Origin of the sequence: Algoriphagus sp. CAU 1675 (genome assembly GCF_029222925.1) — a bacterium.
Taxonomy (GTDB): Bacteria; Bacteroidota; Bacteroidia; order Cytophagales; family Cyclobacteriaceae; genus Algoriphagus.
The window spans coordinates 423,606-435,665 of sequence record NZ_JARHUI010000001.1; the positions used below are offsets into that span (position 1 = coordinate 423,606).

Sequence of the window (12,060 nt, forward strand, 5' to 3'; positions counted from 1 at the left end):
TTATGAGAAAATTAATATTTGAAGCACGGCATGGAGGATTTTCTCCCGGCGCCTTTGGAGCTACCCGCCAGGAAGCTATAGCGAAGGCTGATTTCGTGAGCTCCTCCTGTGGTGGCATTGCCTAGGGAAGACATTGTGAAATCATGGCTGTATCCTATATCCAATCCAGATCCCAAGGAAATTCCTACCAAAGCAATTACTGATTCGTGATTGGCAGGAGTGGTCTTGGACACAGGAATTCCTCTGTACCAAACACCGAGCACGATTGGCTGAATATTGATTTGGGTCCCTAGATCCAACTGGCTGAATGGACCTTGATTTTTATAATTGAAGGCGAATGTGATATCTCTTGTTCCAGATTTCTGGTTGTAGAAGGCAGTTGAAGTTCCTCCCGAAAGATCAAGTCTGACACCACCGTGAGCAGATACCTTCAAAGGAAGCTGGCTGAGTTCTCCATCTATGAAGGAAATGTTTGGCTGGGTCACATGGTGTGCAGATGCGCCAAACCATACATTTTCATTATGAATTAACATGCCAAAGCTATAGTCTACAAATTGATGCCTGATGTCCTGGCCTAAGTTTTCGCCTGAATAGCCACCTATTGCTCCTGTTTGATCATCAATTTGGCTTCCGAAAATCATATCCCCGAAATAAGCATCTCTGTCCATGTAACTTACCTGGCCACCGATTCTCAAGAAAGACTTGAAGCCCAAACGTGCACGGTAGGAATAAGAAGCCCCGATTTCGGATACACTCAAGTTGGCCATACTCTGCTCTGAGCGGTTGAAAATAATTCCCACTCCACTGTTCGCATTGAAAAAGTAATGATCCAAATAAGCCGAGTAGGAAGTGAATGACTGATCCAGTCCAGGCCACTGGTTTCTGTAGTTTACTCCAATTCGAGTCATTTCAGAAGCTCCAGCCATGGCCGGGTTTAGGTATAGAGGAGCCGCATAAAATTGAGAATACTGAGTATCCTGAGCTTTCAATCCAGAAAGGCTGCCCAAAACCATGAATATGAGTATGAAAATCTTTTTCATTTCTTACCTGATTAGAGTAATACTCTGGTAACGTCCAAAATAATGTTGCCTCTTTTTGAATTAGGGAAGAGGGCAGGCTTGCTGCTCAATTCTACCTGAAGGCTTTTGTCGATGAGGGTTCTTCCGTTCTTGTAGGAAGAAAGTACCATTCCTAATTGGGCAAATGCAGAATAAATCATCACTGAGCAGACAATCAGCGAAATGATCATGAATCCATATGTAAAGCCCTTATTATTCACCTCTTTTATTTTGTTTCGTTTTTAGAGTTTAAAATCTGCCTTATAAATCTGATTTTGTGTATTTCATATTTTAGAATATTATTTTTTGTAAATCATATACAACAAAATGATATTCTATAAATATCCCTTTATTATGAAATTATGTTATAAAAATTCTATTATGCAAGCTTTTTAAGCGGAGCCAAACTATTTGAGCAGTACTGGAAAAAATATTATTTTTCTTAAAATTGTACCATTTTCAAAAAAACGGAGAAGTGAAGCTTTTTTATGATGATGAAATGCTAAAACCTTGAAAAACAGGGTGTGAAAAAAAATCAAAATTTTTTTTATTTTTTTTTCTGTCCGACCGTTTTAAGATGGGAAAAATTGGATTTTAATGATCTACGCTCGTGTTTGGCTTGGTTTACGAAGCGCTTTTTTGGCTTGATTCAAAGGGCATATGGGGACTTTTGATCTCGCTTCTAGTTGAAATCGGTGGGAAAATCAATTCTTCCTAATTAAAAAAGCCAAAACAATCTGTATGTCTTTGTCCTTAACACCTATATCTAAGGAAAGATATAATATATATAAAGAGAGATCAGGGTATCAAAATACAAAGGCACTTCGAAAAGTGCCTTTGTATTGATAGTAGGATGAAAGGATTTGATCGAGGAACCCTAGCATATCTCAGTGGTAAGCTTAAACCTGGACCAATTTTCAACTATTGCTGAAGAATTTGAATGCGTTTCTTATCTAATTAGTGTCATTCCTCCCGTGCGGCTAAATTCCTGTCCATCAAAGGTGGAATAAGTTATTTTGAAAATGTAATTTCCTGCAGGAGATGCTTGTCCTTTATAAGTCCCATCCCATCCTGAACTTTCAATATTAGCTTCACTGTAAAGTTTTTCTCCCCAAGTATTGAATACTTCCATCGAGAAAGAGGAAACTGCTCTAATTTTAGGGAAGAAGGTATCATTTAGTCCATCTCCGTTAGGAGTGAAGGCATTAGGAACTACTACCATTTCAGCAGGGCTTGTTACTTGTACGGTGTTTTTTTCAACACTCGAACATCCAAACATATCGTAGCCAGTCAATCGAACCTCATAAGTTCCAGACTTTTTGAAAATGTGGACAGGGTCTTTTTCTGTGGATTTTTTACCATCTCCGAATTCCCATTCCCAAGCGATAAATTCAGGAGAAATCTCACTTTCAAACAAGATCTCGTCATTGATCATTACTTCTGGTTCTGATGTAATCTCCAGTTTTCTGAACTGAAAGTCCAATCTGCCATTTTTATTGATTAAGGATGGATAGTCAACTTTCACCTCTGATTCAGCTGTACATCCCAAAGCATCTTTTATGGTAACTTTAAGTGAACCAGACTGGAAATAGTTGATTTCGCGAAGGTTTTCATCGCCAGTGTTCCAATTGATAGTATAAGGTTCTTTTCCTCCCTGAATAGATACCCAAGCAACTCCAGTCACAGAGCCTGACTCGCAATTGACATCAAGCGTTGTTTCGATTCTTGCCTGAATTGCTTGAGGCTTTTCCAATACCACAGATTTAGATACTTCGCAACCGCTTTGGTCCTTAACTCTTACTTCGTAGGTTCCGGATGCTAGCTTTTCTCTAAGCAAGGCTCCTGTAATACCATCGGACCAAATTACATCATAATTACCGAGTGCACCTGTTACCTCGATTTGAATTAATCCGTCTTCCTCACCGCTACAACTCAAATCCTGAGAGGTTACCAAGCGTAGATCCAAAGAAGACTGGTTTGAAAGGGAGAAGCTTTTGTCAATGAAGCAACCTGAGCCATCAGTGATTCTTACAGAATATGTACCAGCATTCAGGTTTTTTGCAGTGGCTCCAGACTGTCCGTTGCTCCAGGAATAAGTGTATGGAGCAGTACCGCCAATTACATTCAATTTGATTTCTCCATTGCTGTTCCCCTCACAGGATGGAAGGATTTCCTCTGTGGTCACCGTCATGGTTTCAGGTTGTCCCACTTTGTATGATGCTTGAAAGCTACAACCTGTTTGGTCTGTGATCACAACGTCATAAGTGCCAGAAGTAAGATTAGAAAGGTCTTTGCTTGTGGACCCATTGCTCCACTTAAATGTATATGGAGCTTTTCCACCGGTTACATTCAATGAGATAGCCCCATCATTCTTCCCTGAGCAAGAAGCGTCCTTTATGGATTCGGTAACATTTACTCCTTCGGCGGCAGACTTGATTTCAAAGCTTACAGAAACATCGCAGTTATATTCATCTGCTACAATAACGGTGTAAGTACCCGGTAGAAGATTGCTTGCTTCCCAAACATCGCGAAGCCCGTTGCTCCAATAAACTTTGTAAGGTTCCCCTCTTCCAACTTTAACAGAGATTTTGGCATAGCCATCATTTCCAGACCCACATGTTGCATCTCTTTTTTCAAGAGGGTTTAGAATTAATGGATAAGGAGGTTGAACTACGATGTTCTCGGTATGCTTTAGGCCTTTTGAATCAGTGATTACTACTGTATAGGTACCCGCATAAAGATTTTCTCTGTTTTGAGTGGTTGTCAAGTTGTTCCAGAGAAAAGTATAAGGAGGTGTTCCTCCCGTCACGTCCAAAATAATACTGCCTTTTTCAGTGTGGGAACAAAGGGCAAGTTTCCCGCTTACTGCCACTTGAATAGAGTTGTCGAGGATTCTTCCATTTGCGCTAGAAGGAAGTTCAAAGGCAAACTGGGCAAAAACAGAATAATTCATCATTGTGCCTAGCATCAGCACAATAACCATTATTCCATATTTAAAACCCTTGTTTTTCACCTGTTGTATTTTGTTTAGCTTTTAAACTTTAAAATCTGCCTTATAAATCTGCTTTTGTGTATTTTGTGTTTTAAAATATTATTTTTTGTAAATCATATACAGCAAAATGATATTCTAAAAATCACCGTATTTCATGAAATTATGGGATAAAAATTCTTTTATGCAAGAGTTTGGGGCTTAGGCCAATAAGTGAAATGCTACTGGAAAAAATATTATTTTTCTTAAAATTGTACCATTATCAAAAAAGCATAGAAGTGAAGCTTTTTTATGATTATGAAATGCTAAAAGTTAGAAATGGCGGATCAAAAAAAAATTTTACAAAATTTTAAAATTTTTTGATTAGGCCCTTTTGAATGTCCAAAAAATTGGATTTCTAGGGCATTCAATCCCTTTTTAGAGCTCAGTTTTTAGATATTACTGGATTTAATAAAGAGGGTTTTTTCCCCTTTTCACTCCTTTTTGAATGAAAAAGTCTGGGTTTTGATATGAAATTCTAAAGAAAAATCAGGCTTTTAAGCAGGTTTTAGTCCTTGGTTAAAGGACTTTTACTGGATACATTATTATATATATCTGTATAAAAGGAGAAGAAGTACAAAAAAAAAGGCACTTCGAAAAGTGCCTTGGCTCTTATAAGTCAATGATGACTTGGTTGGAAATTATATCCTCAAAGGTTTCCCGCTTTCGGATTAATTGGGCTTTTCCTTCCCAAACCAAAACTTCTGCGGGTCTGAGTCTGGAATTGTAATTGGATGCCATACTGAAACCATATGCCCCGGCATTTTTGATGACCAGGATATCTCCTGCCCGGACTTCGTTTAATTCCCGATTGGAAGCAATGGTGTCGGTCTCACAGATATAGCCCACCACATGATAGGTTTCTAGTGGTCCAGAGGGATTACTGAGATTGTATACACCGTGATAGGCATCATAAAGCATTGGGCGAATGAGATGGTTTAGACCAGAATCTACCCCCGCAAAGGTAATTGTTGGAGTTTTCTTGACTACGTTGACTTTTACCAAGAGGAGGCCACATTCACTTACCAAGAACTTGCCCGGCTCCAACCAAAGCTCCAGCTGTCGTCCATATTCTTTACAAAAAGCCTGAAAAGCGGCTGATACTTTTTTGCCCACTTCCATGATATCGGTGCTGATATCCTCTGGTTTGTAGGCTACTTTGAATCCTCCTCCGCAATCTATAAATCTTAGGTCCGGGAAATTGAATGCCGCTTCGAATAGGACATTCGCTCCTTTTAGAAACACCTCAGCATCCAGTATATCTGACCCGGTGTGAAGGTGAAGTCCTTCTATTTTTAAATCATATTCTTTTACTACTTCCAAGATTTCGGAAAGCTGTTCAATAGATATACCGAATTTACTTGCCTTGTGCCCAACAGAAATTTTGATGTTTCCGCCTGCCATTATGTGGGGATTGATTCGGATACAGGCTGGTACACTTGATCCATATTCCTTTCCGAATTGCCGCATCAAAGGGATGCTATCCAAATTGATCATTACTCCCAAATTCACCGCATCTTGAATCTCTTCAAAACTCACACCACTTGGAGTGTACATGATTTCCGAAGCTTCGAAACCTGCCAAAAGTCCAAGTTGAACTTCCTCAATGGATACTGCGTCAACTCCTGCTCCTGCCTTTTTCATCAATTTTAGCACACTGACATTTGAAAGTGCCTTGGTGGCATATTTGATTTTCAGGGGCACCTCCGAAAAAGCCTCCTGTAGGATTTTTACTTGGGAAACTATTTTTTTTCCATCGTAAACATAAACAGGGGTGCCAAATTCTTCAGCAATGGATTCCAAGCTTACACCTTGGATTTGAATAGGGTTTTGAGCAGTTGACATGGTCTGAAATTTGCCTGCAAAGATAGATAAATAGAAAAGAAAGACCGGATCCTATCGATCTTTTAGCCAAAGGTTTAGGGTAGAATTTCATTCATTCAGGAGGTTTTGTAAAAGTGAGGGATGGCTTACAGGGCTCAATATCCTTGAATTCAGCCCGTTAAATAATGTTAAGCCTTCAAGCCTACCTGATAAAGCCTCTAAATTTGTAGCATGTCCAAGAATAAAATCACCCTGATTATAGTTTTGATGTCCATCGCAAGTTTAGGCTTGATGGGTTTTCAGTACTATTGGGTGAGGAATGCCATCCGGATCAATCAGGAGCGGTTTGATCAAGAAGTCTACCAGGCACTTTCAGGGACAGTGGATCAACTGGAAAAAGGAGAAACAAGCGATGTGTTGCTTAGCCAACTGATTCGGGATCCGGCCTTGAAGGAATCCTTATTTGAAAAAATCGACCCAATTGAGGTACAGATTCGGCCAAGAACTCGATACCGAAATGGCCCTTCGATCATTGATACGCTTAAAATTGAAACCGTGCCTCAAGTGAGCCAGACTTTTAAGAGGATCCTTGAGTCCAGAGGCTTGGACATGAGTATTATGGCCGAGCTTGAAACCTTTTTCACTTACATGACTCCAGAGGTGGCTTCCTCTATTTTCACCCCGGATGAAATGGCAATTTTACTGGAGGAAAAGGAACGTCAGTTACAATATTTAAGTAGGGTTGATGTATCTCCTTTTCAAAGACAGGCTAGGCCGAGAATGGATGAAGAACAGGTAAATGAGATCAATATTTCAGAAGATGCCCTGGAAAAAATCAAAAAAACCAATCTCAAAATCGATCTGATGAACAAAGCCTGGGAGGAGATGGCTGAAGGGCAACGGGCGATTTTGGACAGATTGGATACGTCTCAGGTACGCAAGTTGGTAAAAAACCATCTGTTGGAAAGAGGGATTACAGAGGATTTTGAGCTAGGGCTTTTAAATGATGATGGACTTTTGATATCCATTGGGAAAGTTTTTGAGCCATTTCGACTCGTGCAATATGGGGTTCAGGCTAAACTTTTCCCCAATGACATCCTAGGTAAGGACAATTACCTATACATCTTTTTCCCGGAGAAGGACAACCATGTCTTAAGACAAGTTTGGCTGCCTATATCCAGTTCCTTGGTATTTATCGGAGTGATCATTTTCTGTTTTGTCTATTTGATACAAGTCATTCTCAGGCAAAAAGCGCTTTCGGATATTAAGAATGACTTCATCAATAACATGACTCATGAATTTAAAACACCATTGGCCACAGTGAGTCTTGCAGTTGAGGCGCTTCAAGATCCGGATTTATCTACACAGGATAAGTTTCGGACCCGGTATTTGGGAATCATCAAGGATGAAAATAAGCGTCTTGTTTCTCAGGTGGAAAACGTATTGCAGGCCGCAGCCTTGGATAAAAAGGACTTCAAATTGAAAATTGAGGAAATTGATTTGTCCGAGCTACTAGAAAATACCGTTGAACATATAAGCCTGCAGATTGAAAAGAGAAACGGGAGCATCACTCTTGAAAATAATATGCTAGACGGAAAGATAGAAGGGGATAATTTCCACCTCAATCATATTTTGAACAATTTGTTGGACAATGCAAACAAGTATTCCCCTGAAAATCCTGAAATTGAAATAAAAGCATGGGACGATCAGGCCCAAGTCTTCATCAGTATTCAGGATCATGGAATTGGAATGAACAAGGATGCCCAGCGGAAGATATTCGATAAATTTTATCGTGTTCCAACAGGGAATCTCCATGATGTAAAAGGATTCGGGCTGGGACTTTCCTATGTCAAAACTATGCTGGAAGCCCACAAAGGAGATATATCAGTTCAAAGTGAGCCTGGAAAAGGAAGTATATTTACTATAAAGCTACCCAAAAGACAATGAGCAAAGCCAAACTATTACTTGTAGAAGATGATCCCAATCTGGGTGATATTTTGAAGGAATATCTTGAAATGAAAGGATACGAACCTACTCTTTGCCGTGATGGGGAAGAAGGTTGGAATAAATTCAAAAAAGACAAATACGACCTTTGTCTGTTGGATATCATGATGCCCAAGAAAGACGGGTTTACCTTGGCAAAGGAAATCAAAAAGGTTCAGGAAGATCTGCCGATTTTGTTTCTGACGGCAAAAAACCAAAAGGATGATATCATAGAAGGTTTAAAAATCGGTGCGGATGATTATCTGACAAAGCCCTTTAGTATGGAGGAACTCCTACTAAGGGTAAATGCCATTTTGAGAAGAACCCAAAAATCCCAGGAAGTTACACCATTGAAAGTGTATAATTTTGGGGATTTTACGCTTCATTATGACGAGCAAATCCTGGAAGGTCCACAGGGAAAACATAAGCTTACTTCCAAGGAAAATGAACTGTTACGTCTGTTGGCTTCAGAAATCAACAAATTGGTCAACCGGAGTCATGCCTTAAAACAAATCTGGGGCGATGATAGCTATTTCAACGCGAGGAGCATGGATGTGTATCTGAGCAAAATCCGGAAATTGCTAAAAGACGATCCCAAAGTCCAGATCATCACGGTTCACGGGGAGGGCTTCAAACTTATTGTAGGCGAAGCCTAATCCCGAATTAAGAAACAAACAAGGCGATGGAGTTCCATCGCCTTGTTTTATACCAGTTCAGCACCGATTCCCGGGCCTTCTGGAAATATTACTTTCTCAGGAGTAATGACCACTCCCTTTGCCGGGTCCTTGGCAAGCAACATGGCCCCATCCATATCCACATAGTCCAATAATGGAGCGATGTGGGCTATGGCTGTGATTCCAATAGAAGATTCGGTCATGCATCCAACCATGGTTTTCATTCCAAGAGATTTGGCTTCCCGAATCATTCTCAGACCAGGGGTAATCCCTCCGGCCTTAACTAGTTTTACATTGATTGCATGGAATAAGCCATGGCATTTTTTCACATCTGACTCTACAATACAACTCTCATCTGCCATCACCGGAAGCTTGCTATGCAGATAAACCTCTCGCATTCCTTCCAAATCATCTTTTCCAAGAGGCTGTTCCATGAATTCAACCCCAAGTTTTGCCAGTTCCTCGGAATTTCTAATTGCCTCCTCAGCAGTCCAGGCACAGTTGGCATCGATTCGGAATACGGCATCGGTATGCTTCCTCAGTTCCCGAACAATTTCAAGATCTTGTGGAGTGCCTAATTTGATTTTATAGATAGGCCAATCCACTTCTTTCATTTTCGAGACCATTTTTTCAACAGTATCAATCCCGATGGTAAAATTGGTGACAGGTATATCTTTTGGATCAAGCCCAAGGTATTCGTATAGCTTTAGTCCTTTCTTCTTTGTGAAAAGGTCCCATGCTGCCATGTCAAGCGCACATTGAGCAAAAGGATTATCCTTAAAAACCTCCCTTCCTAGTTCCCAAAGCTCCTCAGGACTTTCCCATTCACCTTCCTCCACGATTGGTCTGAATTTCTCCAAACTTTCGCTCATGTTGGCGATGGTCATCCCGTAAAATGGATTGGTGGTCGATTCTCCCAAACCGTAAAAACCTGCATCCTCCAGCTTGACGATGAGTGTGTCCTGAATATCCCGACTTTGATGGGCAATGGTGAAGGTGTGCTTGAGCGGAAGATCCTCGACGAAATAGGAGAGTTTCATGGGGTGAAAATTTGTGATTTTTGACAAAAATAAGCCGATTTTTCATTCCAAGATGGCTAGATTTACTATTTGTCGATCGAAAAAAACCATTGTTATGAAAAATAGAATCCACTCTTTCTTAAGCCTGTTTTTGCTGTTTTCTTTAGGGGTATTTGGGTGTAAAACTGCAACAGAACCCACTGTAGAAACAACAGACTTAGGGACTTTGGAAAAGGCCTTTGAGCAATTTAAGGAACCGGGAATTACCCACAGAAGATTCAGGCATGCGGATTTGCAGCCTTTGATTCAAAAACATTCCGGAGCATTTTCTACCGAGGAGCTGGGCCATTCCATTGAGGGAAGAAGCATCACTTCTTTGGATTGGGGAAGCGGTGCAACCAAAGTCATGCTTTGGTCTCAGATGCATGGCAATGAAAGTACGGCGACCATGTCTCTTTTTGATCTTTTTAATTTTCTGGAAGCTTCAGGAGATGAGTTTGAAGATCTGAGAGCTGCTTTGAAGGATAATCTTACTATCAAATTTATCCCAATGATCAACCCGGATGGTGCGGAGGCTTTCAAGAGAAGAAATTCTTTGGATATTGACCTCAATAGGGATGCAATTTCCCAGATTTCACCGGAAGCTGTTATTCTGAAAGGAGCGAGGGATAGATTTGAGCCTGAGTTTGGTTTCAACTTACATGATCAGCAGATTTATTACAATGTGGTCAACACTCCAAAACAGGCCACGATTTCTGTTTTGGCTCCGGCCTATAATTATGAAACTGATATCAATGAAGTTCGGGGACGCGCTATGAAAACAATAGCCGGCATGAACGAGGTTCTGCAGCAGTTGATCCCTGGACAAGTTGGAAAATATGACGATGCCTTTGAGCCCAGGGCTTTTGGGGACAATATTCAAAAATGGGGAACCAGTACCATTCTGATTGAATCGGGAGGCTATGTAGGAGACCCTGAAAAGCAGTACATCCGTAAATTGAACTTTATGGTGATCCTGAATGCCCTGCATCAAATTGCCACTAAAGGGTATGAGGGATATACCATAGACCAATACTTTGCTATCCCGGACAATGACTTGCAGTTGGTGGACCTAAAGGTCAATGAAATGCTAGTAGAAGTAGAGGGGAATCAGTATCCAATCGACATTGCAATCCGGCGCCGTGAAAGCAACGCCGATGATACCTACTTTGTCAACGGATCTATAGAGGACGTTGGGGATATGCAGGTTTATTTTGGTTTTGAGGAATTGGATGCAACTGGTCATACCTATAAGGAAGGCAAAGTTTATGAGCCGGCTTTTGAAAGAGTGGAGGAGATCAGTGAAGAAAAGGCCCTCGAACTTTTAAGAGAGGGTTACCTAGCCGTAAAAGTCAAGAGTGGAGAATCCAAGGACTTACACAACCTTCCCATTCTTGTTTTGAAAGACAAGGATGCCTTCTCTTCGGGTTGGAAAACAGGAGAAGCACCTAACTTTTTCCTCTCCAAAGAGGGGGAATTAAATTATGCAGTGGTAAATGGCTATCTGATTGATTTGAAAAATCCGAAAAGCCAGCTTTATAAAAACAAGATTGATTAAGGAAGCCTAAAATTCCTTAAATCCCCTAAACTTAATCCAATAACCCGCTTTTCGGCGGGTTATTTGCTTTTTGGATTGAGAAACCTGAATTTAGATACTATTCATTTTTATCCTGATCCTTTATGAAAAATAACATCTCAGCTATTCTTTTTGCCATAGCCATCATCGTGGCAGCATTTATACTTGGAAATGCGGTAATCAATAGAAACAAAGCCCAGGGAACCATCCATGTGACTGGCTTGGGGGAAACTAATTTCACTTCGGATCTGATCGTATGGGAAGGGAATTTCAGCAGGGAAAGCCGTGATATAAAGTCGGCCTATTCGGATTTGGAAAAAGACAGAAAAGCAGTTACAGAATATCTAAAGTCCAAAGGGATTCCGGCCGATCAATTGGTCTTCAATGCTGTAATTACCAACCCCATGTACCAGCAGAATTATTCCAATGATGGAAGATATATGGGGCAGACTTTTACCGGCTACCAACTCAATCAATCTCTCAAAATTGAATCCAAAGAGGTGGAAAAAGTAGAAAAGACCAGCCGTGAGATTACAGAATTATTGAATCAGGGGATCGCTTTTTATTCTCAGCCCCCACGATACTATTATACCGGTTTAGAATCTCTCAAACTGGAAATGGTGGCCAAGGCTACAGAAGATGCCAGGGTTAGAGCAGAAAGAATTGCTGAAAATTCTCAGGCAAAACTGGGAGATCTGATCAATGCCAATATGGGGATTTTTCAGATTACCGGTCAAAACTCTGGAGAGGACTATTCTTGGGGAGGCACTTTCAATACTTCTTCCAAAAACAAGACAGCTTCCATTACGATGAAGTTGACTTTTGAGGTGGATTGATGTGAACTGTGTAATTTTGTTCC

The 12,060-nt window shown here is 40.6% G+C and carries 9 protein-coding genes; 4 read left to right on the plus strand and 5 right to left on the minus strand.

The features are described from left to right. Positions 1–11: 11 nt before the first annotated feature. The 4 genes from P2G54_RS01880 to lysA form a co-directional block, all read right to left on the minus strand. Positions 12–1,040 carry a type IX secretion system membrane protein PorP/SprF gene (locus tag P2G54_RS01880; protein ID WP_275867646.1) on the minus strand — a complete coding sequence of 343 codons (1,029 nt, stop codon included), beginning with the start codon at positions 1,038–1,040 and terminating at the stop codon, positions 12–14. An 11-nt stretch (positions 1,041–1,051) separates the two neighbouring features. Continuing rightward, positions 1,052–1,279, minus strand: coding sequence for a hypothetical protein (locus tag P2G54_RS01885; RefSeq protein ID WP_275867647.1), 228 nt, complete (start codon positions 1,277–1,279; stop codon positions 1,052–1,054). 728 nt (positions 1,280–2,007) lie between these two features. Beyond that, positions 2,008–4,071 (minus strand): gliding motility-associated C-terminal domain-containing protein, encoded by a 2,064-nt coding sequence (locus P2G54_RS01890; RefSeq protein ID WP_275867649.1) that lies wholly within the window; start codon positions 4,069–4,071, stop codon positions 2,008–2,010. Between the two features lie 627 nt (positions 4,072–4,698). After that, positions 4,699–5,931 carry a diaminopimelate decarboxylase gene (gene lysA, locus P2G54_RS01895; RefSeq protein WP_275867650.1) on the minus strand — a complete coding sequence of 411 codons (1,233 nt, stop codon included), beginning with the start codon at positions 5,929–5,931 and terminating at the stop codon, positions 4,699–4,701. 210 nt (positions 5,932–6,141) lie between these two features. On the opposite strand from lysA, the gene P2G54_RS01900 reads away from it, so the two are divergent. Beyond that, positions 6,142–7,857, plus strand: coding sequence for a HAMP domain-containing sensor histidine kinase (locus P2G54_RS01900; RefSeq protein ID WP_275867651.1), 1,716 nt, complete (start codon positions 6,142–6,144; stop codon positions 7,855–7,857). Beyond that, positions 7,854–8,549 carry a response regulator transcription factor gene (locus P2G54_RS01905; protein ID WP_275867652.1) on the plus strand — a complete coding sequence of 232 codons (696 nt, stop codon included), beginning with the start codon at positions 7,854–7,856 and terminating at the stop codon, positions 8,547–8,549. Before P2G54_RS01900 ends, P2G54_RS01905 begins: the two co-directional genes overlap by 4 nt. Positions 8,550–8,596: 47 nt before the next feature. Here P2G54_RS01905 and P2G54_RS01910 read toward each other — a convergent pair whose 3' ends face one another. Further along, positions 8,597–9,607, minus strand: coding sequence for a dipeptide epimerase (locus P2G54_RS01910; RefSeq protein ID WP_275867653.1), 1,011 nt, complete (start codon positions 9,605–9,607; stop codon positions 8,597–8,599). A 94-nt stretch (positions 9,608–9,701) separates the two neighbouring features. On the opposite strand from P2G54_RS01910, the gene P2G54_RS01915 reads away from it, so the two are divergent. Continuing rightward, complete coding sequence (locus P2G54_RS01915; protein ID WP_275867654.1) at positions 9,702–11,183, plus strand: M14 family zinc carboxypeptidase; 1,482 nt, start codon at positions 9,702–9,704, stop codon at positions 11,181–11,183. A 122-nt stretch (positions 11,184–11,305) separates the two neighbouring features. Continuing rightward, entirely contained in the window at positions 11,306–12,037 is a 732-nt protein-coding gene (locus tag P2G54_RS01920) for an SIMPL domain-containing protein (protein WP_275867655.1), read from the plus strand. Positions 12,038–12,060: the final 23 nt, after the last annotated feature.

What these genes read in the sequence shown, in the direction of transcription:
- P2G54_RS01880 (WP_275867646.1), bottom strand. Translation starts at nt 1,040, where the DNA reads ATGAAAAAGATTTTCATACTCATATTCATGGTTTTGGGCAGCCTTTCT.
- lysA (WP_275867650.1), bottom strand. Translation starts at nt 5,931, where the DNA reads ATGTCAACTGCTCAAAACCCTATTCAAATCCAAGGTGTAAGCTTGGAA.
- P2G54_RS01900 (WP_275867651.1), top strand. Translation starts at nt 6,142, where the DNA reads ATGTCCAAGAATAAAATCACCCTGATTATAGTTTTGATGTCCATCGCA.
- P2G54_RS01905 (WP_275867652.1), top strand. Translation starts at nt 7,854, where the DNA reads ATGAGCAAAGCCAAACTATTACTTGTAGAAGATGATCCCAATCTGGGT.
- P2G54_RS01910 (WP_275867653.1), bottom strand. Translation starts at nt 9,607, where the DNA reads ATGAAACTCTCCTATTTCGTCGAGGATCTTCCGCTCAAGCACACCTTC.
- P2G54_RS01915 (WP_275867654.1), top strand. Translation starts at nt 9,702, where the DNA reads ATGAAAAATAGAATCCACTCTTTCTTAAGCCTGTTTTTGCTGTTTTCT.
- P2G54_RS01920 (WP_275867655.1), top strand. Translation starts at nt 11,306, where the DNA reads ATGAAAAATAACATCTCAGCTATTCTTTTTGCCATAGCCATCATCGTG.